The 24,933-nt window shown below is 75.0% G+C and carries 23 protein-coding genes and 1 CRISPR repeat array; of the genes, 11 read left to right on the top strand and 12 right to left on the bottom strand.

Annotated elements, in window-relative coordinates; genetic code table 11:
- The 3 genes from LX15_RS01765 to LX15_RS01775 form a co-directional block, all read left to right on the top strand.
- Nucleotides 1-366, top strand: a 366-nt coding sequence (locus tag LX15_RS01765) for a hypothetical protein (RefSeq protein WP_253667663.1), incomplete at its 5' end; no start/stop codon positions are given.
- A 225-nt stretch (nucleotides 367-591) separates the two neighbouring features.
- The gene (locus LX15_RS01770; protein ID WP_253668020.1) at nucleotides 592-1,374 is read left to right on the top strand and encodes a hypothetical protein; all 783 of its coding nucleotides are present in this window, start codon (nucleotides 592-594) and stop codon (nucleotides 1,372-1,374) included.
- Nucleotides 1,375-1,558: 184 nt separating this feature from the next.
- Nucleotides 1,559-2,269, top strand: a complete 711-nt coding sequence (locus tag LX15_RS01775; RefSeq protein WP_253667664.1) for a hypothetical protein — start codon at nucleotides 1,559-1,561, stop codon at nucleotides 2,267-2,269.
- A 114-nt stretch (nucleotides 2,270-2,383) separates the two neighbouring features.
- Here the strand turns inward: LX15_RS01775 and ald are convergent, their stop codons facing one another.
- From ald to LX15_RS32930, 3 genes are all read right to left on the bottom strand, one after another.
- Complete coding sequence (ald, locus tag LX15_RS01780; protein WP_253667665.1) at nucleotides 2,384-3,502, bottom strand: alanine dehydrogenase; 1,119 nt, start codon at nucleotides 3,500-3,502, stop codon at nucleotides 2,384-2,386.
- A gap of 158 nt (nucleotides 3,503-3,660) precedes the next feature.
- On the bottom strand, nucleotides 3,661-5,247 hold the full coding sequence (locus tag LX15_RS01785) for a PucR family transcriptional regulator (protein ID WP_253667666.1): 1,587 nt from the start codon (nucleotides 5,245-5,247) through the stop codon (nucleotides 3,661-3,663).
- An 80-nt stretch (nucleotides 5,248-5,327) separates the two neighbouring features.
- Entirely contained in the window at nucleotides 5,328-6,560 is a 1,233-nt protein-coding gene (locus tag LX15_RS32930) for a cytochrome P450 (protein ID WP_253667667.1), read from the bottom strand.
- An 86-nt stretch (nucleotides 6,561-6,646) separates the two neighbouring features.
- On the opposite strand from LX15_RS32930, the gene LX15_RS01795 reads away from it, so the two are divergent.
- Nucleotides 6,647-7,825, top strand: coding sequence for an 8-amino-7-oxononanoate synthase (locus tag LX15_RS01795; protein WP_253667668.1), 1,179 nt, complete (start codon nucleotides 6,647-6,649; stop codon nucleotides 7,823-7,825).
- Nucleotides 7,826-7,890: 65 nt separating this feature from the next.
- A CRISPR array of direct repeats spans nucleotides 7,891-8,711; the repeat unit is 28 nt; unit sequence GTGATCCCCGCGCACGCGGGGGTGAGTC.
- Nucleotides 8,712-9,043: 332 nt separating this feature from the next.
- On the opposite strand, the gene LX15_RS01800 is transcribed toward LX15_RS01795, so the two are convergent.
- Nucleotides 9,044-9,556: an Lrp/AsnC family transcriptional regulator gene (locus LX15_RS01800; protein WP_253667669.1), complete on the bottom strand. Its 513-nt coding sequence runs from the start codon at nucleotides 9,554-9,556 to the stop codon at nucleotides 9,044-9,046.
- Between the two features lie 91 nt (nucleotides 9,557-9,647).
- Here LX15_RS01800 and LX15_RS01805 point away from each other — a divergent pair, with 91 nt between their 5' ends.
- Together LX15_RS01805 and LX15_RS01810 are read left to right on the top strand one after the other, a co-directional pair.
- Nucleotides 9,648-10,277 carry a LysE family translocator gene (locus tag LX15_RS01805; protein ID WP_253667670.1) on the top strand — a complete coding sequence of 210 codons (630 nt, stop codon included), beginning with the start codon at nucleotides 9,648-9,650 and terminating at the stop codon, nucleotides 10,275-10,277.
- Nucleotides 10,278-10,433: 156 nt separating this feature from the next.
- The gene (locus LX15_RS01810) at nucleotides 10,434-10,718 is read left to right on the top strand and encodes a DUF6343 family protein (RefSeq protein ID WP_253667671.1); all 285 of its coding nucleotides are present in this window, start codon (nucleotides 10,434-10,436) and stop codon (nucleotides 10,716-10,718) included.
- Between the two features lie 304 nt (nucleotides 10,719-11,022).
- Here the strand turns inward: LX15_RS01810 and LX15_RS01815 are convergent, their stop codons facing one another.
- Complete coding sequence (locus LX15_RS01815) at nucleotides 11,023-13,053, bottom strand: neutral/alkaline ceramidase (protein ID WP_253667672.1); 2,031 nt, start codon at nucleotides 13,051-13,053, stop codon at nucleotides 11,023-11,025.
- Between the two features lie 205 nt (nucleotides 13,054-13,258).
- Between LX15_RS01815 and LX15_RS01820 the strand changes: the two genes are divergently transcribed.
- The 3 genes from LX15_RS01820 to LX15_RS01830 are packed head-to-tail and all read left to right on the top strand — an operon-like array spanning nucleotide 13,259 to nucleotide 16,130.
- On the top strand, nucleotides 13,259-13,993 hold the full coding sequence (locus LX15_RS01820) for a DsbA family protein (RefSeq protein WP_253667673.1): 735 nt from the start codon (nucleotides 13,259-13,261) through the stop codon (nucleotides 13,991-13,993).
- Entirely contained in the window at nucleotides 13,990-14,886 is an 897-nt protein-coding gene (locus tag LX15_RS01825; RefSeq protein ID WP_253667674.1) for a cytochrome c biogenesis CcdA family protein, read from the top strand. The genes LX15_RS01820 and LX15_RS01825 overlap by 4 nt, the downstream gene beginning before the upstream one ends.
- Before the next feature lie 59 nt (nucleotides 14,887-14,945).
- A complete protein-coding gene (locus tag LX15_RS01830; RefSeq protein WP_253667675.1) occupies nucleotides 14,946-16,130 on the top strand; it encodes an outer membrane protein assembly factor BamB family protein in 1,185 nt (394 codons plus the stop codon).
- Between the two features lie 92 nt (nucleotides 16,131-16,222).
- Here the strand turns inward: LX15_RS01830 and LX15_RS01835 are convergent, their stop codons facing one another.
- Entirely contained in the window at nucleotides 16,223-17,521 is a 1,299-nt protein-coding gene (locus tag LX15_RS01835; protein WP_253667676.1) for a hypothetical protein, read from the bottom strand.
- A gap of 422 nt (nucleotides 17,522-17,943) precedes the next feature.
- Complete coding sequence (locus LX15_RS01840; RefSeq protein WP_253667677.1) at nucleotides 17,944-18,132, bottom strand: hypothetical protein; 189 nt, start codon at nucleotides 18,130-18,132, stop codon at nucleotides 17,944-17,946.
- Between LX15_RS01840 and LX15_RS01845 the strand changes: the two genes are divergently transcribed.
- Together LX15_RS01845 and LX15_RS01850 are read left to right on the top strand one after the other, a co-directional pair.
- Nucleotides 18,125-18,628 (top strand): DUF3145 domain-containing protein, encoded by a 504-nt coding sequence (locus tag LX15_RS01845; RefSeq protein ID WP_253667678.1) that lies wholly within the window; start codon nucleotides 18,125-18,127, stop codon nucleotides 18,626-18,628. The genes LX15_RS01840 and LX15_RS01845 overlap by 8 nt on opposite strands.
- 136 nt (nucleotides 18,629-18,764) lie before the next feature.
- Nucleotides 18,765-19,340 (top strand): hypothetical protein, encoded by a 576-nt coding sequence (locus LX15_RS01850; RefSeq protein ID WP_253667679.1) that lies wholly within the window; start codon nucleotides 18,765-18,767, stop codon nucleotides 19,338-19,340.
- A gap of 194 nt (nucleotides 19,341-19,534) precedes the next feature.
- Here the strand turns inward: LX15_RS01850 and LX15_RS01855 are convergent, their stop codons facing one another.
- The 5 genes from LX15_RS01855 to LX15_RS01875 all read right to left on the bottom strand — a co-directional run bounded on the left by LX15_RS01855 (nucleotide 19,535) and on the right by LX15_RS01875 (nucleotide 24,514).
- The gene (locus tag LX15_RS01855; RefSeq protein ID WP_253667680.1) at nucleotides 19,535-20,977 is read right to left on the bottom strand and encodes an acyl-CoA carboxylase subunit beta; all 1,443 of its coding nucleotides are present in this window, start codon (nucleotides 20,975-20,977) and stop codon (nucleotides 19,535-19,537) included.
- Nucleotides 20,978-21,061: 84 nt separating this feature from the next.
- Nucleotides 21,062-22,303: a beta-ketoacyl-ACP synthase II gene (gene fabF / locus LX15_RS01860; RefSeq protein ID WP_253667681.1), complete on the bottom strand. Its 1,242-nt coding sequence runs from the start codon at nucleotides 22,301-22,303 to the stop codon at nucleotides 21,062-21,064.
- On the bottom strand, nucleotides 22,300-22,539 hold the full coding sequence (locus LX15_RS01865; protein ID WP_253667682.1) for an acyl carrier protein: 240 nt from the start codon (nucleotides 22,537-22,539) through the stop codon (nucleotides 22,300-22,302). Before LX15_RS01865 ends, fabF begins: the two co-directional genes overlap by 4 nt.
- Nucleotides 22,540-22,601: 62 nt before the next feature.
- Entirely contained in the window at nucleotides 22,602-23,582 is a 981-nt protein-coding gene (locus tag LX15_RS01870; RefSeq protein WP_253667683.1) for a beta-ketoacyl-ACP synthase III, read from the bottom strand.
- Nucleotides 23,579-24,514, bottom strand: a complete 936-nt coding sequence (locus LX15_RS01875; RefSeq protein WP_253667684.1) for an ACP S-malonyltransferase — start codon at nucleotides 24,512-24,514, stop codon at nucleotides 23,579-23,581. Before LX15_RS01875 ends, LX15_RS01870 begins: the two co-directional genes overlap by 4 nt.
- Nucleotides 24,515-24,933: the final 419 nt, after the last annotated feature.

A 24,933-nucleotide genomic window follows, 5' to 3' on the forward strand; every position in this document is an offset into this window, starting at 1 on the left:
TACCTGCGGCAGACCGAGAAGATCGCGGCCGAGACGCAGGCCAAGGCCGTGGAGTCCAACGCCGTCCTGGGCGACGCCTACGCCCTGTCCGGCGGCAAGAGCATCGGCCGGCTGGTGGCCGAGATGCGGGCGGTGGACCCGAAGGCCGTCGCCGAGGCGCTCAAGCCCGACATCGCTGCGGTGATCCGCGAGGTGCTGGGCGACGACAACGCCAAGCAGGCCGACGCGATCGTGGACAAACTCGCCGAGCGCCTGGGCAGGAAACCGGCCGACGCGCCGGAGGCCGCCGAGGCCGGACAGACCCAGGGTGAACAGGCCCAGGGCGAGCAGGCCCAGGGCGAGCAGGCGGCACAGGCGGCCTCCTGACCGCCGTCGCCGGCCCGTCCCTCCTCGGCGAACACCCGACACACCGCGTTCGACACGCCGCCCGACCACGCCCCTCGGTGGTCGGGCGGCGTGCGCCATCCGAACTAACGAAGCGGCAACGAACAGATCACCGGCCGAATCCTTCGGCGACGTGACTCATTAGCGGGTTGGACGCTTCCCGAGATCCCCCCGGATCCCCCTCCCCCGACCCCAGGAGTTCGTCGCATGCGGCACCGCCCCGTGCTGTCCGCTCTCGGCCGCGCCCTGACCGCGGCCGGTCTCGTGCTCGTCGCGCTGGCGCCGCCCGGCGCTGCCGCGGCCGCGCCGGAGAACCCCCCCGCCTCCGGCGACCCCCGCGCCGTCGCCTCGCCCGGCAACGCCGTCAAGTGCTCCGACGTGAGCCTGGCCGGCGAACTGGTGGACCTCGCGCACACCGTGGACGAGTCCCGCGCCACCCTCGACGTCACCGGCCTGCCCGAGGGGCTCACGGTGACCGGCGTCGTCGTCAAGGGCGGGCCGGCCTACAACAGCTACCTGCCCTCGGCGCTGGGCCCCCTGCCGTGGCGCGGCCTGCACGCGCCGGTCAACCCCAGCGGCAAGCCGGCCCAGATCAGCCACTGGTTCGCCTGTGCCCAGCGGACCGCCCCCACCACCCCCCGCCCCACACCCCTCATGGTCGTCCCGACGCCGGCCGCTCCACCGCCCACTGGTGCGGTGCCCAACCCCGCGCCTCCGCGCACCATGGCCCCGCACCCGGGCGTCACGCCGACGGACGCCCTGCCGCCCGCGCCGGCCGGGAGCGCCATCGCGACGCCGTCGGCGCCGTCGACACCCTCCTCCTCGTCCACCGTGCAGGCCGCCCCCGCCCCGAGGGACGACGCCGGGAACCTGGCGTCGACCGGCTTCGACGGCGGGTGGCTGATCCCGGTGGGCGCGCTGCTGCTGCTCGGCGGCGGCGTGGCGCTGGCGGTGCCCCGGGTCCGCGCGGGACTGCGCCGCCGCCACTGATCCGGCGACAACCTGTCACCTACTCGGGTGCCCCGAGGGTGGTCCTCGGGGCACCCGTCGTGCGACGCGGCGCCCCGGGAACCGTCGACACTCTGTCATCGCCCTGCCGATCCGTACTGTGGTCGGCAGACTGCGAACGGCGACGGCCGGGGTGGCCGGCGGGACGCGGTCCGGGGGGTGGCGCGTGGGATGGTCCGGGCGACTGGGCTGGTCGGAGTGGGTCGAGCTGGCCCGCGCCGGCCGGGCCGCCCCGCGGTGGCAGCTCGTCGTGGCCGGCGTGGTCTCCGCCCTGTGGTCGTGCTGGATGATCGACCAGGTGGGGGCGGGTCGCAGCCCGCTCGGCGTGCTGCGGGCCGGCCTGGTCTGGGCTGACCTGCCCGCCGACTGGCTGGACCAGGCCAGGGCCTGGTTGGCGGCCCCGCACCGGCGTCCGGTGGTCGACGCGGCCGCGTGGGCCGTGGGCGGGTTGTGGGCGGCGACCCACCGCCGGCGCGTGCTCCCGGCCGTCGTGGGCTGGCTCGTGCTGCTGACGGTGGCCGACGCGCTCGGCTACGCCGTCGCCGCCCGGCACGCCGGGTTCGGGTTCGCCGTGGTCGTCGGCGTGTTGTTGCTGCTCTCCGTGCCCCTGCGTCGTCGGCCCATGGGACGTGGGGTCCGGCTCTACCCGAAGGACGTCTTCGTCGCGGCTGCCAGGGCGGCGGCGCTGACGATCCTCGTGCCGCTGTCGGCGCCCCTGCTCGTGGTGGCCGCGCTGTGTGACCCGTACCTGACCGTGCCGCCCCGGCGGCTTCCGGTGCGGCTGCCGTTGCCCCGACCACGCGCGGACGCTGACGCCGACGTTCCCGCCCGGCGGGACCCGGAGCGGCAGGCGGACCCCCGGAGCCAGCGGCCCTGAAACCCGAGATCCGACGTCAAGAGCGCCGACGCCGAGAGGGCCAACGCCGCGAGACCCGGACACCGCGAGGGGCCGACGCCCGAAGGCGTCGGCCCCTCGTCGCGGGTACGGACCTCAGCCGGCGAGGACGTCCTCGATCGTGGTCAGCGGCAGGTCGTGCGCCTCGGCCACCGCGGCGTTGGTGACCACGCCGTCGTGGGTGTTCAGGCCGAGAGCCAGCGCCTGGTCCTCGCGCAGCGCGGTCCGCCAGCCCTTGTTCGCCAGGGCGATGGCGTAGGGCAGGGTGACGTTGGTCAGCGCGAAGGTCGAGGTGCGCGGCACGGCGCCCGGCATGTTGGCGACGCAGTAGAACACGGTGTCGTGCACGGCGAAGGTCGGCTCGGCGTGCGTGGTGGGCCGCGAGTCCTCGAAGCAGCCGCCCTGATCGATGGCGATGTCGACGAGCACGCTGCCCGGCTTCATCCGCTTGACCAGGTCGTTGCTCACCAGCTTCGGGGCCTTGGCGCCCGGCACCAGCACGGCGCCGATCACCAGGTCGGCCTCCAGCACGGCCTGCTCGACCTCGAAGGCGTTGGACGCGACGGTGCGCAGCCGGCCGTGGTACTGGGCGTCGGCGGCCCGCAGCTTGTCCACGGACAGGTCCAGCACGGTCACGTCCGCGCCCATGCCCACGGCGATCGAGGCGGCGTTCATGCCGGACACGCCGGCGCCGAGGATGGTGACCTTGGCCGGGTGGACGCCGGGCACGCCGCCGAGCAGCACGCCCCGGCCGCCCCGGGACTTCATCAGGGTCTCGCCGCCGACCTGGGTCGCCAGCCGGCCGGCGACCTCGCTCATCGGGGCGAGCAGCGGCAGCGCCCGGTTGGGCAACTGCACGGTCTCGTAGGCGATGCCGGTGACCTTGCGCTCCAGCAGCGCGTCGGTGCACTCGCGCGACGCGGCGAGGTGGAGGTAGGTGAACAGGGTCTGGCCGGCGCGCATCCGGCCGTACTCCTCGGCGATCGGCTCCTTGACCTTGAGGATCAGGTCGGCGGTCGCCCACACCTCGTCGGCGGTCGGCAGGATCTTCGCGCCCGCCGCGGTGTACTCCGCGTCGGTGATGGACGAGCCCAGGCCGGCGCCCTGCTCGACGTACACCTCGTGGCCGTTGCGCACGAACTCCAGTACGCCGGCCGGGGTGATGGCCACCCGGTACTCGTGGTTCTTGACTTCGCGGGGGACGCCGACCTTCATCACGGACTCCTCGAACGAACAACGCTGTTGGTAGCCGATGGTCGGGCCTGCTCCGAACAGGTGTCATCGGTGCGCCCGCACCAAGCTGCCGGGAAGCATTCGTGCACGCTGCACAGGTTCGCCGGTCAGGGGCGCGCGGGCGGGGTGGCCGGACCCGGTCAACGCCCCGCGCCCAGCGCGACGAGCTGGAGCTGGAGCGCCAGCCGCACGTCGGGGTCGTCCAGCCGGGCCGGCGCGATCTCGGCGATGCGGCGCATCCGGTACCGCAGGGTGTTGCGGTGCACGTGCAGGCGGCGCGCCACCGCCGCCTGGTCGCCGGCGTGCGTCAGCCAGGCCGCCAGGGTCTCCACGTACCGGGTGCCGTGCGCGGCGTCGTGCTCGCGGAGCAACCGGACCGGGCCGGACTCCAGCAGCTCGGCCAACGCGTCCGAGCCGGCCACGCGCCGCACGACCAGCCGCGCCCACACCTCCTCGAACCGCGCCCACCGGCCCAGCCCCGGTGAGGAGTGCAGCAACGCGTGCACCTCGTCGGCCTGCGCCCTGGCCCTGGCCAGGTCGCCGACCTCGGTGGCCGGCGCGCTGATCCCGGCCAGCACCTGCACCCCCGGCGCCAGCTCGGCCAACGCCCGCGACAGCCACTCCCAGCGGGGGACGACGTCGGTGGGCTGGTCGCACTCGACCACCGCGTAGACGGCGCCGCCGACCTCCGCCAGCGGCGTCCGCGCCGGAAGGCCGCTGGCCGAGCGCAGGCGCTCCCACAGGGCCAGCCGCAACGCCTCGGCCCGCTCCGGAGCGGTCTCCCCGTCGGCGGCCCTGCGCAGGCCGAACGCCACCACGCGGTGGGGGACCGCGCGCAGCCCGAGCCGGGCGGCGGCCGAGGCCACGTCGCCCGAGCCGTGCAGCACGGTGGCGACCAGGTCCCGCATGAGGCGTCGTTCCACGTCGGTGCCGGCCCGCAGCCGCAGCAGGTGCAGGGCGACGACGGCGGCGGTGTCAGCGAACGCGGCGGCCCGTTCGGCGGACACCGGCCCCGGCACCACCGCCCAGATCGAGCCGAGCAGCTCCGACCCCACCTTCACCGGCATGATCAGCCGGGGGAGGGTGCCGTCCTCCAGGCTGGGCACGAACACCGGCTCGGCGCCCTTGCCGACCTCCCGCAGCACGCCCCGCCGGCGGAACTGCTGGAGGGTGGCGTCGGGGACGCGGCGGCCGATGATCGTGGCCACGCGCGCCGGGTCGGCCCTGTCCTGGCGCGAGGAGTAGGCCAGCACGCGCGAGCCGGCGTCCTCGATGGTCACCGGCGCGTCGATCACGGCGGCGATCGCGTCGGCCAGCGTGAACAGGTCGGTGAACTCGCCGCCGCCGGACAGGTCGGGCGCGGCCGTGGTCTCCAGGTCGAGCACCGACCGCAGCAGCCACAGCACCTGGGTCCACGCGGCGCGTCGGGTGACCGACAGCAGGCCGAGGCCGGCGTCGGCGGCGGCGCGGCGCACCGAGGGGTCGGCGGCCACGGGCTCCTTGAGCACGAGCGCCCCGGCGGTGGCGCACTGCCCGACCAGGCGTTCCGCCTGGTCCACGGCGGTGACCGCGACCCCGAGCACCAGGTCGCCAGGATGGGCGTCCGGGGCGGCGTCCGGCTCGGCGATCACCAGATCGCCGACAGGGGCGTCCAGGTCCGCCGGCTCGACCAGCACCGTGGCCAGCGGCGGCCCGACCGATTCCAGCACCCGCCGCAGCGCAACCACGGCATTCAGTGTGAAGCACGCCGCGGGTCCCGCGTGCCGCCTCGCGGCCGGCGGAGGCGTGCGCCGTCCGGCTCCGCGGGTCAGTCCCGGGTGACGAGCACGCGCAGCGGCGCGCGGAAGGACAACAGGTCGAGCATCGGCGGGTCGGCCTCGACCAGCCGCACGTCGGGCAGGCGCGCGGCGGCGGTGCGCAGCACGACCGCCGCCTCGGCCCTGGCCAGCTCGGCGCCCAGGCACAGGTGCCGGCCGAGCCCGAACGCGAGGTGGCGCCGGCCCTCCGCCCTGCCGGGGCAGAACCGCTCCGGCTCGGAGTACGCGGCGGGGTCGGTGTTGGCCCCGGCCAGCATCAGCAGCAGGTGCGCGCCGGCCGGCAGGTCCACGCCCCCCAGTCGGGTGGGCTGGGAGGTGACCCGCCGCCAGGTCGGCAGCGGCGGCTCGTGCCGCAGGATCTCCTCGACGCAGGCGGCGGTCAGCCCGGGGTCCTCCGGGAGCCTCCGCCACAGCTCGGGCCGGGCGACCAGCCGGCGCAGGGCGGTGGACAGCAACTGGGTCGTGGTCTCCTGCCCGGCGATCAGCAGGAAGTAGCAGACGCCGACGGCCTCGTCGACGTCGAGCGGCTCCCCGTCGGGCCGGCGGTGCGCCACCAGCGCGGAGAACAGGTCCTCTCCGTCCGGGCTGGCCGCGCGGACCTGGTCGGCGAGCCAGCGGTGGAACTCGCCGGCGGCGTGCGCGAGCTCCACCTGGCGCTCCGGCCCCGGGTTGCCCCAGAACAGCTCCAGCGAGGCCGTGCTCCACCCCTTGAGCGTGGGCACGTCGACGGGGGGCAGGCCGAGCATCGCCAGCAGCAGCCGGCACGGCAGGTCACGGGCCACGGCCGCGACCAGGTCGGCCCGGCCGGTGGCGGTCAGCTCGGCCTCGGCGACCGCGACGTGCTCGTCGGCGAGGCGCTCGATCAGCGGCGTGGCCTCGGCGACCCGGCGCGCGGTGAAGAACCGGGCGACGAGCCGCCGCAACCCCGGGTGGGTGGGGGTGCCGTTGTTGGCCAGTGTGGGCGGCAGGGCGAAACCGGCGCGGGCGAGCACCCGCAGCGCCCGGATCGGGATGGGGGTGACGGCGGTCAGCGCGTTGTCGGGGTGGAAGGTGTCCGCGTCGAGCAGCGCCGCGCGCACGTCCTCATGCCGGCTGACCAGCCACAACCCGGTCGCGGGGTCGTGGTGGACGGGCGCCTGCTCGCGCAGCGCGCGGAGCGTGGGGTACGGGTCGCGGACGTACTCGTCGCCGAAGAGGTCGACAGCCAGCTCCGTGGTCCGCACGGCAGGACCGTAACGCGGGCGTCGGCGGCGTCGACCGTGACACCCGCCACGCCGGTGTGACCGGCGCGGGATGCGAAACTGCCGGCGTGACCGCGACCAGGCCGCCCGTCGACCCCGCCAGCGTCTTCGACTGGGTGGACGTGCGGTCGGCGGCCAGGGCGCGCGCCGGGCTCACCCGGCGGCTGCGCCCCCGCCCGGCCACGACCGGCCTGCTCGACCTGGCCTCCAACGACTACCTCGGCCTCGCCCGGCACCCGCTGGTGTGCGCGGCGGCGGCCGACGCCGCCCAGCGGTGGGGTGCGGGGGCGACGGGATCACGGCTGGTCACGGGCACGACCGAGCTGCACGCGGACCTGGAGGCCGAGCTGGCCGCGTTCTGCGGGGTGGAGGCCGCGCTGGTGTTCTCCTCGGGCTGGGCCGCCAACCTCGGCGCGCTGGCCGCCCTCAGCGGACCCGGCACCCTCGTCGTCGCCGACGCGTTCAACCACGCCTCGTTGATCGACGGCTGCCGGCTCGCCCGTGGTGAGACCGAGGTGGTGCCGCACGTCGACCCGGCGGCGGTGCGGGCGGCGCTGGCCGGGCGGACCCGGCGGCGCGCCCTCGTGGTCACCGACGCCGTGTTCTCGGTCGACGGCGATCTCGCGCCGCTCCCGGAGATCGCCGCCGCCGCCAGGGAGCACGGAGCCGGGCTGGTGGTGGACGACGCGCACGGGCTGGGCGTCGTGGGCGAGGGTGGTCGCGGCTCGGTCGCCGACGCGGGCCTGGCCGGCGCGCCCGACGTGGTGGTGACGACGACCCTGTCGAAGTCCCTGGGCTCGCAGGGCGGCGCGGTGCTCGGCCCCCGTCGGGTCATCGACCACCTGGTGGACACGGCCCGCAGCTTCATCTTCGACACCGGCCTGGCCCCCGCTGCCGTCGCCGGCGCGCTGGCCGCGCTCCGACTGGTGCGGGAGCGCCCCGAGCTGCCGGACCGGGCCAGGACCGTGGCGCGCGAGTTGGCCGCCCGCCTGCGCTCGGCCGGGCTGGACGCCAGCGAGCCATCGGCCGCCGTGGTCTCGGTCCGGGCACCCTCGCCCCAGGCCGCCGTCGACTGGGCGGCCGCCTGCCGGGCCGAAGGCGTGGCCGTCGGCTGCTTCCGCCCGCCGTCGGTGCCCGACCGGTTCTCCCGCCTTCGGCTCACCGCCCGCGCCGACCTCACACCCGCCGAGATCGACCTCGCCGTCGACGTCCTTGCCCGTACCGCCCCGCCCACCGTCACCCGCTGACCATGTGCACCCGAACCGGAGGTCAAGAATCGATAACGGCCCCCTGTTAGCCCAGCTCGCGAAGGGTGATCCCCGCGCACGCGGGGGTGAGTCGACGTCCAGGAACGCCAAATCGGTTTCGCCGCCGTGATCCCCGCGCACGCGGGGGTGAGTCCTCCCCGCCGAACCCACCGCGGACAACGGACTGGTGATCCCCGCGCACGCGGGGGTGAGTCGACGTCCAGGAACGCCAAATCGGTTTCGCCGCCGTGATCCCCGCGCACGCGGGGGTGAGTCCTCCCCGCCGAACCCACCGCGGACAACGGACTGGTGATCCCCGCGCACGCGGGGGTGAGTCCGGCTGCTGCCACCACCGGCGCGGCTGCTGTGGGTGATCCCCGCGCATGCGGGGGTGAGTCGGACCGGCCGATCTCGAACACTCGCCTCAGCCCGTGATCCCCGCGCACGCGGGGGTGAGTCCAACAGGAGGACACGGTGGAGCACCGGGGTGACGTGATCCCCGCGCACGCGGGGGTGAGTCGCTACGAGACGAGCACAACCTCGGACTCGCCGAGTGATTCCCGCGCACGCGGGGGTGAGTCCGGCGTGATCACCGAGTCCGTGAGGGCGACGGCGTGATCCCCGCGCACGCGGGGGTGAGTCGCTGCACCAACGCCGTGACGAACTCGCCGGTCTGTGATTCCCGCGCACGCGGGGGTGAGTCGATCGCGTCGAGTACGGCCGCACGGAGGATGCCGTGATCCCCGCGCACGCGGGGGTGAGTCTAGGGAGCTGAAGCTCGTCCGCCTCCTCTTCAGGTGATCCCCGCGCACGCGGGGGTGAGTCGGTCGGTCATATGGAAACCGGCCGCAACCAGCAGTGATCCCCGCGCACGCGGGGGTGAGTCGAGGCCGTTTCTCTCCGCGACTCCGGGCACGGTGTGATCTCCGCACACGCGGTGAGCCGGTCACTCATAATCCGTCAGGTCGTGGGTTCGAGTGGTCTACGTGCACGCCGGGGTGGGTGAGTCCACCTGGCACAGGCGCTCGCCGCCGTCCTCGATGTGTTCCCCGCGCATGCGGGGCTGAGCCCGACCTGCCCAGGAGTGATCTCCGCGCACGCGGGGGTGAGTCCCTGAGCGCGGTATCCGCGGAACGCTCACGCCGTGACCCGCGTACGCGGGGGTGGGTCGACTGTGCGTCGGAAGGCTCGGGTTCGTGCTTGGGGGTCGCGGCGGGGTCAGCGGGTGGTCCGTCGGCGTCGGGGTGTGTTCTGGCGGGCGGAGGGGATGGTGAGGGCGCTGGTGCGGACGCGCTCCAGGACGATCGAGCTGGTCAGGTTCCGGACCTCGGGGCGGCTGGACACCTTGTCCACCAGGAAGCGCTGGAGGTGGCGGCTGTCCTCGACCGCGATGTGGATGAGGAAGTCGGCCTGCCCGCTGACGTGGAACAACGCCCTGGTCTCCGGCAGCGACAGCACGAAGGTGCGGAACGGGTCGACCACCTCGCGCGAGTGCGGGCGCACGTTCACCGCGACGATCGCCTCCAGCCCGAGCCCGACGACCCTCGGGTCGATCTCCGCGCGGTAGGCGGTGATCACGCCGTTCTCCCGCAGCCGGCGGACCCGGTCCAGGCAGGTCGACGGGGCGAGGCCGACCCGGGCGGCCAGCTCCTTGTTCGGGATGGACGCGTCGTTCTGCAACTCCTCCAGGATGCGCCAGTCGACCGAATCCAGTTCGACGAACTCGCTCATATCCGTGCACGATACGGCGGAAGCCGCGTTGTGCCGGTTCGGTGCCGCATCCTTGCCCGCGTCGTGGGACATGAGGTGGGAGGAACGCGACGTGGTGTGGGAGCACATCCACTGGGGCTCGTTCCTGGCGGCGATCGTGGTGATCCTGGTCGTCCCCGGCCCCGACTTCGTGCTGGTGACCAGCAACGCCGTGGTGGACCGACGGGCGGGGTGGTGGACGGCCGCCGGCTGCACCAGCGGCCTGCTCGTGCACGCCGTGGCCGCGACCGCCGGGTTGTCGGCGGTGCTCGTGGCGGTGCCGACGGCGTTCGTGGCGGTCAAGGTCCTGGGCGCGGCGTACCTGGTCTACCTGGGTGCGAGCGCGATCGTGAAGGCGGGCAGGGGTGCGTCCTCCGACGGCCCGGCCGCTCCGTCGGTGACTGTCCGGTCCCCGCGGGCCGCCTTCGTCAGGGGCGTGGCGAACAACGTCCTCAACCCCAAGGTCATGCTGCTGTTCCTCACGATCGTGCCGCAGGCCATGGACCCCGGGGCGGACCCGGTGCCGCAGGCGATGGTGCTGAGCGGGACGGTGATCGCGCTGTTCGGCCTGTTCTGGGTGTTGGTCGTGCCCTCGGTGCGGCTGCTCACCGGCTGGCTGTCCCGGCCGCGGCCCCGTCGGCTGTTCGAGCGGGGGTGCGGCGCCGCGTTGATCGCGATGGCCGCCACGCTCGCCACCGCCTGACAGCGGCCTCAGCCTGAGGGGCACCTCAGGCTGAGAGTCACCTCAGCCGGACAGCGACCGTCTCTCGACGGGTGGCCCGGCCGGCTCCCGCCGGTCACCGCGTGCCCGACCCGTCGGACACGTGCGCCGCGTGTTCCCGGCGGGTATCCCGTCGGTATGGCGAGGAGCAAGCGCAAGCTCACGCGGGAGGAGTACGAGCGGGGGCTGTACGACTACCACGACCCGACCGCGCGGTTCGGCGGTGCGCCGCCGGCGAGGAGCGCGCTCACGTTGCGGTTGTGGCTGGCGGGGTTCGGCGTCCTGTTCTGCGCCGGCGCCGCCGCGTTGGCGTTCGCCGCCGGCCTGGCCTGGTTGGGCTGGGTGTTGGTGGTGTTGGCGGTGGTCGGCCTCGTGGACTTCGGGTGGGTGGTCCACCGCAAGCGCCGGGGCGAGCCGGGATAGCCGGCGCCCCGGCGCCCGCCCGCCGTGCCGCGGGAGAGTGGGCGCGGCGGGCCGGTCGGGTGGTGGGGGAGGACCTGCCCTCACCCGATCCTCGCCCCGCCGTCCCGTGCCCTCGACCGGGTGTGAGGACGGTAAGTAACGAAATGGGTGCGGCAATACCTACCTGAGTCGGTTCACTGTCCTACTTTCGTCGGTAGACGGTCACTGCTCGTGTCCGGATCCTTGGTGATCAACGAGGGGCTTCGGCGAGAACCGGGGTCCCTCGCGCCACGTCCGGACCCGCGCGGCTCCGGCGAACCGCGCCTCAGGAGACGGTGAAGGTCCGGCTGACGCCCCGGAACGGCGTGATCCGCCCGAACAGGTCACGGGCGTCGCCGTGGTAGGTCACGCGGTACTCACCGGGACGGGTCCCTGGCGGAATGTCCCAGCTCACCTCGATCCGCGACGCGGCGAGCCCCCACCGCGACCACCGGAAGCGGGTCGACCAGTCGCCGTCGTCGGCCACCGTGCGCCACGTCCCGTCCTCGCGGCGCTGCACCTCCAGGTAGGTGCCGCCCCGGTGCAGGTCGTTGTTGGGGTGCGCGCCCACGAACACGACCAGCACGCGGTGCCCGGGGGCGTAGCGCGCGGCCGGTTCCCGGACCACGTCCCCGAACCGGCGGCCCGGCGGGGGAGCGTCGAGCACCACGCCCGGCCGCAGCCGGACCGGGTCGCGGAACCGCTCGGGCAGGCGCGGACCCGGCGCGCTGGGCCGGCCCGCCCGCAGGTCGGCGGCGAGCCGGGCGAACTCCTGCTGGTAGGCGGGGAGCTGCCAGCGGCCGTACATCGTGTGCCCGCCCTCGTAGTCCTGCTGGTCGTACTCCTCCGGCGTCGTCAGGTATCCCGCGTACGCGTTGGCGTAGCCGGCGACCAGGACGTCGCGCGGTGACACGCCCAGCTCCCGGGCCACCGTCCGCCGCAGCCGCAGCCCGGCCACCGCCGTGACCTCGTGCGGCACGCCGACCAGGTGCAGGGACCCGACGCGCACGAGATGCAGCGGCAGCACCCTCGGCGTCCAGCCGAGCACGCCGGGAGGGAGCAGGACGTCCTTGGGCGCGTGGCGGCGGCGCAGCGTCGGCGCGAGCCGGTAGAGCACCTCGCTCACCGCCCGCACGACCGGGTTGGCGTCCACGCCCTCGCGGAAGATCGGGAGCCCTCCTCCGCCGTCCTCGGTGCTGCCGGCGGCGAAGCTGGCGCCCAGCAGGGCGTCGCCGGTGCGCTCGGCCCTGCCGGAGCCGGTGAACTCGGCGCGCACCGGCAGCCGGCTCATGTCCACATTGGACCGCCGGGTGGCGACGCCCCCGGTCAGCGGCTCGCACGGGCCGTCCCACAGCCGCCGGGCCGCCGCGTACTGGCGCAGCCCGATGATCCGGGTGTTCTCGACCTCGTCCTCGGTCGGGCCGCTGCCCGGGCGCAGGTTGAGGTTGGGGGAGGCGTCGCCGGCGTTGGTCTGGGCGAAGGCCGCGACGAACCCGGGCCGCCCGTCGCGGTAGTCCACACCGGACACCTCGCGTTCCCAGTGGTACGCGGCGTACCCCTTGTTGTCGCCGCTGATCAGCGTGTTGTCCACGGTCATGCTGGTGTTGTGGGTGGCGAACCAGTTGATCACGCCGATCGGGCCGTCGTCCCGGTCGAAGCGCAGCAGCGTGGTGGTCGGGTCGACGCCGGAGGGGAAGACCGCCCGCTCCTCCGCCGGGTTGCGCTCGAAGGCGCGGCGCGACCGGTTGACGCTGGCGTCGTGCAGCTCGCCCCTGGCCAGGGACACGGTGCCGGGCGCGAGGTCCCGGTGGGCGCGTTCGACCGACTCCGCGATGCCGTCGACGATCGCGGCGAAGGTCCGGGGGAGGTGGCCGAGCGTGGTGATGTTGTAGAGGGTGTCGTGCGCGAACCCGCCCGGCCCGGCGTGCGTGTGCGTCGCGGTGATCAACACGTTGGCGTCGCCGTAGTGGTTCCCCAGGCTCAGGGCCAGTCGGCGCAGCACCGCCTGGCGGACCGCGGTGAAGACCATCGCCAGGTCGACCGTGACCAGCGCGACCCGGTGGCCGCTGTCCCTGTCGACCACGACGAAGGCGCGGGAGCGCTGGCGAAGGTGGATGCCGCTCGTGCGCTGGCGGGGGCTGGCGTAGCCCATCATGCCGGCCTCGGCTGGTTCTCCGGTGATGTCGGCGACGCCCCGCCCGACGAGGAACGGCGGGATCGCCGCGAGCAGGGCCGCGGGCTCGCCCGTCCTGGCCAGCAGCAGCGCGCCGACCAGTGTGAGCAGGGCCGGGAGCGCGCGACACGGGTGCTCGGGCATCACGGCCTCCTCCTCACCGGACCCCTTCGGCGACGGTAGCCCGGGGCGCCGGAAAACGTGAAGGCGATTCGGATAATCCGCCCCCGTTCGGGCTACTCCCGGGTAGGCGTGGCCGGGGTCACCGGACGCCCGATCACCCGACGCCCCCGTCGACGCCGTCGGTACGGTGGTCGGCGACCTGGCGAGATCACGACGATGGGACACGATGGCTGCACGGGGCGGGCGGAAGGAGACCCTGCGCTGGCTGGTGCCGGCCGTCGTGGTCGTGGTCGCGGTGACCCTGGCCTACCTGGGCGCGGACCGCGGCGACCGGGCCGACCAGCCCACCGCCGGCGGTGGCGCGGGCACCGGGACGGCGCGCGCGACGGCCACCGCCACCGAGGGGCCGGCCAGGGGCCTCGCCCGACGCAGGGCCGACGACCCGTACGCCCTCGGCCGCGTCGACGCCCCGGTCGTCCTCGTCGAGTACGCCGACTACCGCTGCCCCTTCTGCGCCAAGTTCAGCACCGACACCAAGCCGGAGCTGGTCCGCCGCTACGTCGACAGCGGCGTCCTGCGGATCGAGTGGCGGGACATGCCGATCTTCGGCGAGGAGTCGGAGGCCGCGGCCGTCGCCGCGAGGGCCGCCGGCCGACAGGGGAGGTTCTGGGACTTCCACAACCTGGCCTTCGCCGAGGCTCCCCGCTCGGGGCACGCCAGCTTCCCCAGGGAGCGCCTGCTCGACCTGGCCCGCCGCTCCGGCGTGCCCGACCTGGCCCGCTTCGAGGCCGACCTGGCCGACCCCGACCTGCTGGCCGGGGTGCGCGCCGACGCGTTCGAGGCCAGGGACATCGGCGCCAGCAGCACCCCGACCTTCGTGATCAACGGGTTCCCCCTGCTCGGCGCCCAGCCGCTGGACGAGTTCGTCGCGCTCATCGAACGGACCCGGGGCGGCCGGTGACCGGGATCGGTTACCTCGGCGCGTTCCTCGGGGGCGTGCTCGCCCTGGTCAGTCCGTGCTCGGCGCTGCTGCTGCCGGCCTTCTTCGCCTACGCCTTCGCCGACCCGGTCCGGCTGGCCGCCCGCACCGGCGTGTTCTACCTGGGCCTGGCGACCACCCTCGTGCCGCTCGGCGTGGCGGCCTCGGCCGTCGGCGGGCTGCTCGCCGACCACCGCGACACGGTCGTGCTCGTCGGCGGCCTCGTGCTCGTGCTGTTCGGCCTGCTGACGATCCTGGGCCGGGGTTTCGGCGTGGGCGCGGGGCTCGCGCAACGGGTGGCCGGCCGGACCCGACTGGCCTCCCTGGCCTCGGTGTTCGCGCTCGGCGCCGTCTACGGGCTGGCCGGGTTCTGCTCCGGCCCGCTGCTCGGCAGCGTGCTCACGCTCTCCGCGACCGGCGGCGACCCGGCCTACGGCGCGGCGCTGCTCGCCGTCTACGCCCTCGGCATGGTCGTGCCGCTGTTCCTGCTGGCCGCCCTGTGGGACCGCCTCGACCTGGGGCGCCGTCGGTGGCTGCGGGGCGTCGAGCTGCGCCTCGGCCGCCTCCGGGTGCACAGCACCTCGCTGGTCTCCGGCCTGCTGTTCGTCGGCATCGGCCTGCTGTTCCTGCTCACCGACGGCACCGGCGGCCTCGGCGGGCTGTTCGACGTCGACCAGCAGTACGCCGCGCAGGTCTGGGTCCGGCGCGTCGCCGACGCGGTGCCGCAGACCGCCGTCCTGCTCGGCGTCGCGGCGGTGGCCGCGGTGGTGCTGGCCCTGCGGCTGCGCCGTCGGCCCGGCGCCGCACGGACCGGCGACGACGGGTCGGGACCGGAGGGGGACCGGCCTGGTGAGGGGCCCGAGCCCCGAGGCTGACCCGCCCCCGTCGCTCCCCGTCCTGGACACCGTCGCCGCCCCGAACGCACTGGAGAACGATGTCGCCCCGGTTCCGCGCGGTCCTGGCCTGCGTCCTCGCCGCCGTCGTCGCGTCCGCCTGCGCCCACCCCGACCGGCGCGGCGGCACCCTGGTCGCCCCCGTCCCCACGAGCACCGCGCCCGCCGACTCCGCCCTGGTCCCGCCCCCGCTGCACGCCCAGCCGCTGTGGTCGGCGCCGTTCGCGGCCGCGCCGGTGGTCGCCGACGACCTGTTCGTCGGCCTGGTCGCCTCGCCAGGGGGCGGGCACGAGCTGGTGGCCGTGGACGGCGACGGCCGCACCCGGTGGTCCACACCGGTGGGTGGGGAGGGCAGCCGGTACACCGTGGCCAGGGCGGGCGAGCGCGTCCTCGTCGTCGTCCTCGACTCGTCGCCCGACCACACGACGGCCTCGGCGTACGAGGCCGGGAGCGGGCAACGGGTGTGGGGGCCGACGGACGTGCCGGGACCGTTGGCCGGCCCCGGCCTGGTGCTGGCCGGGCCGTCGGGGCGGGTCGCCCTCGACGCCGCCAGCGGCCGGGTCGCCGTGCACGAGAAACCGGGCACGCGGGTCCTCCAGGAGCACGACGGGACCGTGCTGGTGGAGCGGGACGGCGCCCTGCGCGCCGTCGACGCCGCCACCGGCGCCGAGCACTGGGGGCCGGCGACCCTGGTGGCGCCGGACCGGCTCGGCGGCACCGGCGGGAAGCCCCGCTACCGGGGCGAGCCGGGCGCCGCCGGCGTGCTCTTCGTCGAGTGGACGGTGGGCGCGCCGGCCACTCCCGCCGTCGTCGGCTACAGCGCGCACGACCTGGCCACGGGAGCACTGGTCGCCGACGTGCCCCAGGCGGGCGGGACCGCGAAGGCGTTGGTGGACGCGACCACCGGGGTGACGCTCGTCTTCGGGCCGACCGCCGACACCCTCCTCACCGCCGTGGACGGGGACAACAGACGGGTGCTGTGGCAGCGTCCCGCCGGTCAGGAGCCGATCGCCTTCGCCTTCGCCGCCAACGGCGTCGCCTACGGCACAGCCTCCGCCTCCGGCGCGCAGGGAACGCGCTCCGTGGCGGTGGACGAGCGCACGGGCGAGGTCCGGGGCGAGGGCCGGTGGCGGCTTCCGGTCGCGGCGTTGCGCTCCGGCGTCACGCTCGTCCCCGTGGCCGACCCGAGCGGCAGGGACCGCTTCGTCGCCTTCCGCCCGCGCTGAGCCGACTGGCCCACCGAGGCGACGCCTGACCCACGGAGACCTCGCCTGACCCACGAGACCTCGCCTGACCCACCCAGGCGTCGCCGACGGGCTCAGCCGGGCAGCGGGACCCGCAGAGCCCGTTCGGCCAGGGTGCGCAGCCGGGGGTCGTCCGGACGGGACGGCTCGCCCAGCCACACGACCTCGACCAACCGCACCCGCTCGCCGTCCCTGGCGGTGGCGAACGCCGCGCCCGAGAAGGACTTCGGGCCGCCGTCCCACCCCTTCCCCTCCCGCACCAGGTCGCTGACGCCGCCGTTGCCCGGCGCGCTGGCCACGCCCCGGAACTGCTCCGCCGTCGCGGCCTGCGGGAAGGTGAGCACCGCGACCGAGACCGCGGCCCGCCCCGAGGGGCCCACCGCCTCGAACAGGCCGCGCGTGAGCCGCGAGCACGGGTTCCGCGCCAGCCAGACCTGGACGTCGCCGAAGGCGCGCGCCGCGCAGTCGGCGTCGACGGCCGTCCCCCTCGGCTCGAACCGCACACCGTCCACAGTGGACGCCGTGGTCGTGTTCGGCCCGGCGCTGCCCTGGGTCGTCGGCGCCGTCGGCGTCGGGGCCGGCTCGTCGTCGCCGGCGGTCGCCACGGTCACCACCAGCGCCACGAGCAGCAGGCTGGCCATGGCGAGCGCCGCGACCGGCAGCCAACGGGGAGCGCGCCTTGGTCGGGCCGGCGCCGCCGTCGGCCCCGGCCGCTCGGTCACCCGGGGGATCAACACCGTGCTGGCCGCGGCCAGGTCGTGGCCAGCCGAGTCGGCGAACCCCTCCGCCGCGAGCGCGGCGGCGTCCAGCTCGTCGAAGGGCATGCCCAACGCGGTCAACAGCCGCAGGGCCTGGTCGGCGCCGCAGGGTCGGTCCGCGGTCGACAGCTCCCGCGCCGCCGTGAGCAGCGCCGTGGCCGTGGGGTGCAGTACCCGGACGCCCCGGTGCAGGTCCGCGCTGGGCTGGATGACCCGCTCGACGTAGGGGCCGACGGCGACGACGGTGCTCACCGGCAGCGGCTCGGCGCGGAGCCGCTGCAACCGCTGGGAGACGGCCGTGGCGGCGGCCAACGCCTCGCTCGCGGGGTTGGGCGGCCCGTCGGGTCGGACCAGCTCCCAGCCGTCCACCCGCCACGTCCCCTGGAGCGGGGCCTCCAGGCGCAGCGCGGGGTTGGGCAGGTCCACGCCGCACACGACGAGCACGCCCCGGGGCAGCACGAGCACGGCGTCGAGCGCCTGGGGACAGTCCGGCGGCGTGACGCCGAGGAGGGCGACGCCGCCGAGCACCCCGCTCCCCCTGCCGCAGGCCGCCAACGCCGCGCGGAGGTCCACGCCGACGTCGGACGCCTCCGTCCCCAGCCGGACCAGCCGCACTCCCGACCTCCCACGACACCGTTCGCCCTTGTCGGCGGGCAACGGTAGCGCGCGGCCCCCCGCGGTGCGCGGGGGTCCGCTCCTGTCACCCGATGTGGCCCACGTCACTGGTGGTCGCGTGGCTCGTTGGAGGAGGGGACAGGGCCGATCGGCGGCGGTCCGTTCGACCTCGGCTTCGGCCGTGGGGCGGCGCGCCGGACCGGCGGCGGCGTGGGGGAGGGGCCATGCGGGGTGGGCACGGGTCGGTCGGCCGACGGTGCGACCGCGCCGCGTCCGCCGTTCGTGACCCGCCGGTCCCGGCCGGCCCGATCCCCGGACGGGTGCCGCCGTCGGCGGTTCCCTCACCGGTCGAGGGAAGGACGCCGCGTGACGATCACGGCGCGCGACCACCCGGTGAGAGCAGCGGGGATCACCGCTCGTGATCACCTCGGCCGGTTGTCGCCGTGATCACGCCGGGTCACCGCCACGGTCGTGTGATGTTCGTTCTTGTGGCGCAACGCCGGGCGGCCGGGCAGAATTGCCCCGCGGGTGATCGCCGGGAACGGCAGACGCGGCGGCGAGGCGTAGGGGAAGACGTCCCTCGTCGAGTAGCGGAGGTCAGCAGTGAGCACCCGTGGCAGCACCAGTGGCGTGGTCTACGTCCACTCGTCGCCGTCTGCGGTCTGTCCGCACGTCGAGTGGGCGATCTCGGGGACCCTCGGGGCCCGCGCCGAGTTGCGCTGGACGGCGCAACCGGCGGCTCCGGGGCAGTTGCGCACGGAGTGCGCGTGGACCGGTGAGGCCGGCACCGCCGGCAAGCTGGTCGCCGCGCTGCGCGCGTGGCCCATGCTCCGGTTCGAGGTCACCGAGGACCCCAGTCCCGGGGTGGACGGCGAGCGGTTCTGTTACGTCCCTGGCATGGGACTGTGGCGGGCCCGCACCAGCGCCAACGGCGACATCGTGGTGACCGAGGACCAGTTGCGGGCCCTCGCCGCCAGCAGCCGGGGCGGTGAGACGTTCGCGCACCGGGTCGAGGAACTGCTCGGCGCGGCGTGGGACGACGCGTTGGAACCGTTCCGCAGGGCAGGGGACGGCGTCCCGGTGACCTGGCTGCACCGCGTCGGCTGACGCCCGAGCCGCCGGCACGTCGAGGTCGCGGGCGCGTCAGCGTCGCCAGGGTCGCCGGCGCGCCGGGGCACCCGGGCCGGTGTCGGCCGGCGGGTTGCCGTCCTGACCGGTCGGTCGGTTGTGGCACGCTCCTTTCGTGCGGGCGACCCGACTCCCCCGACCGAACGCGCGATGGCTGGTGCCCGTGCTGGCCGTCGCCGCGGTGCTCGCGGTCAACGCCGGTCTGCTCGCGCGCAACGCGTACCAGGACGCCAGGGACCCCCAGCGGGTGGCGGCCAGCGACGCGGCGCGCGCGGCCCAGTCCGGGGACGCGCTGGTCCAGCTCAGCCCCGACGCGTTCCAGCACCCGGACGGCCAGGCCGTGCGTGAGCTGCTCGACCGCTACTTCCGGGCGATCAACGACCGGAACTACGGGGCCTGGCGGGACACCGTCGTGGACCGGCGGGCGCTGGCCGAGCCGGAGCACCAGTGGCGGGCCGCCTACCGCAGCACCAGGGACGGCGCGGTCGTGGTGCGGCGGATCGAGACGGCCCAGGGGGAGGGGCTGCGGGTGCTGCTGACCTTCACCAGCAACCAGGACCCCGCCGACGCGCCGGTCGGCACCCCGGTGTCCTGCCTGCGGTGGCGGGTGGTCTATGCCGTGGTCGTCGACGACGGCCGGTTCCGGGTGGGGATGCCGCTGAACGGCAGCACCCAGCGCGACCCCTGCTGATCGCCCGTCGGCCGACGCGCGCCGGCGTTCCGACCGTCCACACAGGAGAGACAGGGCGCACGGCACCCGTCGACAGGGCTCAGGGGACGCTGGCGGGAACACCATGAGCTGGAGACGCGGGGGTCCGGCGCGCGAGATGCGCACCGGACCCCCGCGAGCCGTCGGGCCGAACCGGTCGGCGGCCGGTTCGGCGGTCAGAGCGGGATGTTGCCGTGGGCGCCGCGACCGGCCGGCGCCGCCGCCAAGGCCTCGGCCAGGCGGTAGCGGGTGTGGGCGGGGTCGATGACCTCGTCCACCACGCCGATGGCCATGGCCCGGCCCACCCCGCCGGCGATCCGCTCATGCTCCTCGGCGAGCCGCTCGCGCAGCGCCTCGCGCTCCTCCTCGGGCGCGGCGGCCAGCTCCCTGCGGTGCAGGATGCCCACCGCGGCCTTCGCGCCCATGACCGCGATCTCTGCCTCCGGCCAGGCGAAGACGGCGGTCGCGCCGAGGCAGCGGGCGTTCATCGCGACGTAGGCCCCGCCGTAGGCCTTGCGGGTCACCAGCGTCACCCTCGGCACGGTCGCCTCGGCGAACGCGTGCAGCAGCTTCGCGCCGCGCCGCACCACGCCGTCCCACTCCTGGTCCACGCCGGGCAGGTAGCCGGGGACGTCCGCGAGCACCAGCATCGGCACGCCGAAGGCGTCGCACATCCGCACGAACCGGGACGCCTTCTCGGCGCTGGCCGAGTCCAGGCAGCCGCCCATCCGCAGCGGGTTGTTGGCGATCACGCCGACGGTCCGGCCGGCCAGTTGGCCGAGGCCCACCACGATGTTGGGCGCCCACCTCGGCTGGAGCTCCTCGAAGCTGGAGCCGGCCCCGTCGCGGTCCAGGACGCGGCGCACCAGCGGGCGCACGTCGTAGGCGCGGCGCGGGGACTCCGGCAGCATCGCCCTGAGGTCCTCGACGTCGTCGCGCACCGCGTGCAGGTCGAACACGCCAGGCCGGGCGAACAGGGTGGTCAGCCGGCGGGCGCGGGCGCAGGCGTCGGGTTCGTCGTCGGCCACGACGTGCGCGACGCCGGAGCGCCTGCCGTGCGCCTCGGGGCCGCCAAGGCCCTCCATGTCGATCCGCTCACCGGTGACCGACCGCACCACGTCAGGGCCGGTGACGAACACCCGACCCGCAGGGGCCATGATCACCAGATCGGTCAGGGCGGGGCCGTAGGCCGCGCCGCCGGCGGCGGGGCCGAGCACGACCGAGATCTGCGGCACCCGGCCGGAGGCCCTGGTCATCGCCGCGAACACCTGGCCGACCGCGTCGAGCGCCTCGACGCCCTCGGCCAGCCGGGCGCCGCCGGAGTGCCACAGGCCGACCACCGGCACCCGTTCCCGCACCGCGGTGTCGATGGCCTCCACGATGTGCCGGCACCCCTCGACGCCCATCGCGCCGCCCATGATCGTGGCGTCGGTGCAGAAGGCGAGCACCTTCGCCCCGTTGATCCGACCCCGCGCGGCGAGCGCCCCGCTGGAGTCCCTGGGGTGCAGCGGCACCACCGAGTCCGCGTCCAGCAGGCGGGCCAGCCGCGCCTCGGGATCGCGGGGATCGGTCTCGCGGTCGGCGTTCTGGAGGCCGGCAGGGGCGGCGAGCGCGGTCATCGTGGCTCCTCGCGACGACGGGGCGACGCGGCGGCCCGCTGGCGAGGGAGGGGACGTGCCCGGTGGGTCACCGGGCACGTCCCGTCATGCCGGGGTGAAGGCGAGTGCGACGTTGTGCCCGCCGAAGCCGAACGAGTCGTTGACCGCGGCGGTCAGCTCGACGCGACGCGCCTCGCCGGCCACCACGTCCAGTTGGACCGCCGGATCGAGGTTGTCCAGGTTCAGCGTGGGCGGAACGACGCCGTCGCGCACCGCGAGCAGCGTGGCGATGGCCTCCACCGCGCCGGCCGCGCCGAGCAGGTGGCCCAGGGCCGACTTGGGCGCGGTCACGACCGGGTGATCGCCGACGGCCGAGCGGATCGCCGCGGCCTCGGCGACGTCGCCGACCGGGGTGGAGGTGGCGTGGGCGTTGACGTGGCCCACGTCCTGCGGGGTCAGGCCGGCGGTGCGCAGGGCGGCGGTGATCGCGCGTGCCGCGCCCTTGCCCTCCGGCTCCGGTCCGGTGATGTGGTAGGCGTCGGCACTGGTGCCGACCCCGGCCAGCCGGCCGTGGATCCGCGCGCCCCGCGCCTTCGCGAACTCGGCCCGCTCCAGCACCATGATGCCGGCGCCCTCGCCGAGCACGAACCCGTCGCGCGCGGCGTCGAACGGCCGCGACGCCTTCTCGGGCTCGTCGTTGCGGGTGCTCATGGTGCGGGCCTGCGCGAAGCCGGCCAGCGGCAACGCGGTGATGCAGGCCTCGGCGCCGCCGGCCACGACGACGTCGACCTCGCCCGCGCGCAGCATCCGCCACGCCCAGGCCAGCGCCTCGGCGCCGGAGGCGCACGCCGAGACCGGCGCGTGCACGCCGCCCCGCGAGCCCAGGTCCAGGCCCACCCACGCGGCGGGGCCGTTGGGCATGAGCATGGGCACGGTCAGCGGCGAGACCTTGCGCAGCCCGACCGTCTCCAGCAGGTCGTCCTGCTGGAGCATGGTCATCGCGCCGCCGATGCCGGTGCCGACCACCACGGCCAGCCGCTCCGGCTCGACTTGGGGCTCGTCGCCGGCCAGGCCGGCGTCGGCCCACGCCTGCCGGGCGGCGACCATGGCGACCTGCTCGCAGCGGTCCATGCGCCGGGCCTCGACCCGGGCGAGCACCTCGGTGGGCTCGACCGCGAGCTGCGCGGCGATGCGCACCGGCAGCTCGAACTTGTCCAGCCAGTCCGCGTCGAGCAGCCCGACGCCGCTGCGACCGTCGAGCAGGGCCTGCCAGGTGGAGGTGACGTCGCCACCGAGCGGCGTGGTGGCGCCCAACCCGGTGACGACGACGTCGTTCTCAGTGCTCACTTGTTGGTGGCGATGTAGGTCACCGCATCGCCCACGGTCTTGAGGTTGGCGAGCTGGTCGTCCGGGATCTTGACGCCGAACTTGTCCTCGGCCTGCACGGCGATCTCCACCATGGACAGCGAGTCGACGTCCAGGTCGTCCACGAAGGACTTCTCCTCCGTGACCTCCTCGGGGTCGACGCCGGCGACCTCCTCGACGATCGCCTTGAGCTCCTTGAGGATGTCCTCGTTCGACACAACGGTTCCTTTCTCGTTCGCTCCGACCGGACCGGCCCCCTGCCCGCCCGGCGAGACCCGCCTCAGGGACAGACCACGACCTGGGCCGAGTACGACAACCCGGCGCCGAAGCCGACCAGCAGCATCACGTCGCCGCTGGAGACCCGCCCCTCTGACGTCATGTGGTCCAGCGCCATCGGGATGGAGCCGGAGGAGGTGTTGCCCGAGTGGACGATGTCGTTGGCGACGACGAGGTCCTCGCGGGCGCCCTTGGCGCGCAGCCGCTTGGCGATGGCCTCCACGATGCGCAGGTTCGCCTGGTGCGGCACGAGCACGTCGATGTCCGACAGCGCCAGGCCGGCCAGTTCCACGGCCCGCTCGGCGATCGGCGCGATCTGGGTGGTCGCCCACCGGAAGACCGTGCGGCCCTCCTGGTAGACGTAGCGGCCGTCCCTCAGGTAGATCAGGTCCACCAGGTCGCCGGCGCTGCCCCAGGCCACCGGGCCGATCCCCGGCTCGTCGGACGGGCCGACCACGGCCGCGCCGGCGCCGTCGGCGAAGATGATGCAGTTCGCGCGGTCGTCCCAGTCGATCCAGTCGGTGAACCGCTCCGCGCCGATCACCAGCACCCGGCCGGCCGTGCCGCCCCTGACCAGCTCCGAGGCCACGGTCAGCGCGTAGGAGAAGCCGGCGCAGGCGGCGTTGAGGTCGAAGGCGGCCGCGGCCTTCACCCCGATCCGGTCCGCGGTCTGGGCGGCGGCGTTGGGGATCTGACCCGGCATCGTGCAGGTGGCGACGATGACGGTGTCGACGTCGGTCGGGGTGAGCCCGGCGTTGGCCAGCGCCTTGGAGCCGGCCTCCACGGCCATGTCCACCAGGGTCTGGTCCGGGTCGGCCAGGCGGCGCTCGACGATGCCGACCCGCTGCCGGATCCACTCGTCGGAGGTGTCGACGCGCTGGGCGAGGTCGTCGTTGGTGACGACCCGGTTGCCCTGGGCGCTGCCGAAGCCGAGCAGTCGGGTGCCGGCGGGGCCGGTGTTCTGGCGCAGGCGGGGGCGGCTCACGCGGCGGCCCCCTCGGCGGCCAGCAGCTCGACGACCCGGTCCAGGTCGGCGGGGCTGTTCACGGTGACCGTGGTCGTGCCCCTGATCGCCCGCTTGACCAGCCCGGTCAGCGCCTTGGCCGGGGTCAGCTCCACGGTCGCGGTGACGCCGCGCTCGGCGAGCGCGGCCATGCACAGGTCCCAGCGCACCGGGCGGGTCACCTGGTCCACCAGGCGGCGCAGCACCTCCACGCCCTCGGTGACCACACCGCCGTCGGCGTTGGACAGCAGGGGGCGGGTGGCGTCGGCGACGCGGACCGAGGCGGCGCGCTCGCGCATCGCGGTCTCGGCGGGGGCCATGTAGTGGGTGTGGAACGCGCCGGCCACCTTGAGGGCGACGACCTTGGTGCCCTCCGGCGGGGTGGCGGCGAGCGCCTCCAGGGCCGCGGTGGGGCCGGCCGCCACGATCTGGCCGGCGCCGTTGCGGTTGGCGGGGACCAGGCCGAGTTCGGCGAGCCGGGCGACGACCGCGTCCTCGTCGCCGCGCAGCACCATCACGGCGGCCATGCCGGTGGGCTCCAGCGCGCAGGCGGCGGCCATCTCGCGGCCGCGCACCGCGGCGAGCGCCACGGCGTCGTCGGTGGTCAGCACGCCGGCCATGGCGGCGGCGGCCAGCTCGCCGACGGAGTGCCCCGCGACCGGCAGGTCGACGGGCAGCGGCGCGCGGCGGGACAGCTCCTCGAACGCCAGCAGCGCCGAGGCGACCACCAGGGGCTGGGTGACCGCGGTGTCCTTGATCTCCTCGGCGTCGGCTGTGGTGCCCAGGCGGACCAGGTCCAGCCCGGTCGCCTCGGACCAGGCGGCGAGCCGCTCGGCGGCGCCGTCCAGCTCCAGCCACGGGGAGAGCATGCCGGGGGTCTGGGAACCCTGCCCCGGCGCGAGTAGCGCGATCACGCGTTCACTGAACACGGTCACCGACCAGGGCCGGGATGCCGACACGGACGAAGTCCGGCGGGCGACGTTGTGGAGTGTCTACAAGAGGGCCGCGGAATCGGGCGACAGCGCAGGGAAATCCGGGTCGCCCGCGGACCTGCGAAGATCGTGTGGTTCCGGTCACACGATCGCGGGTGTTGGGCGACGATCACCCGGTCGTGATGTGGTCGGTGCCACAAGGTCTCGCTAGTCTGGGCAGTGCTCCGGCCGCTCGGGTCGGGGAAGTGAGCCCGGGAAGGGGCCGTCGGACGGCGGCCGCCCGGGCTTCGCGTTTCTCGGGGTTCCCCGGGGCGGGCGCGAAGCCGGGCGTCTCGGATCTCCACCCCTCAACGTTCACCCGATCTCAGCGTTCACCCGATCCACCTCGCGCTGAACAGCCC

Source organism: Streptoalloteichus tenebrarius, from assembly GCF_024171885.1.
In the GTDB taxonomy this organism is placed as follows: Bacteria; Actinomycetota; Actinomycetes; order Mycobacteriales; family Pseudonocardiaceae; genus Streptoalloteichus; species Streptoalloteichus tenebrarius.

Coding starts and splice junctions, on each gene's coding strand:
- LX15_RS01770 (WP_253668020.1), top strand. CDS start 592: ATGCGGCACCGCCCCGTGCTGTCCGCTCTCGGCCGCGCCCTGACCGCG.
- ald (WP_253667665.1), bottom strand. CDS start 3,502: ATGAAGGTCGGCGTCCCCCGCGAAGTCAAGAACCACGAGTACCGGGTG.
- LX15_RS01800 (WP_253667669.1), bottom strand. CDS start 9,556: ATGAGCGAGTTCGTCGAACTGGATTCGGTCGACTGGCGCATCCTGGAG.
- LX15_RS01810 (WP_253667671.1), top strand. CDS start 10,434: ATGGCGAGGAGCAAGCGCAAGCTCACGCGGGAGGAGTACGAGCGGGGG.
- LX15_RS01815 (WP_253667672.1), bottom strand. CDS start 13,053: ATGCCCGAGCACCCGTGTCGCGCGCTCCCGGCCCTGCTCACACTGGTC.
- LX15_RS01820 (WP_253667673.1), top strand. CDS start 13,259: ATGGCTGCACGGGGCGGGCGGAAGGAGACCCTGCGCTGGCTGGTGCCG.
- LX15_RS01830 (WP_253667675.1), top strand. CDS start 14,946: ATGTCGCCCCGGTTCCGCGCGGTCCTGGCCTGCGTCCTCGCCGCCGTC.
- LX15_RS01855 (WP_253667680.1), bottom strand. CDS start 20,977: ATGACCGCGCTCGCCGCCCCTGCCGGCCTCCAGAACGCCGACCGCGAG.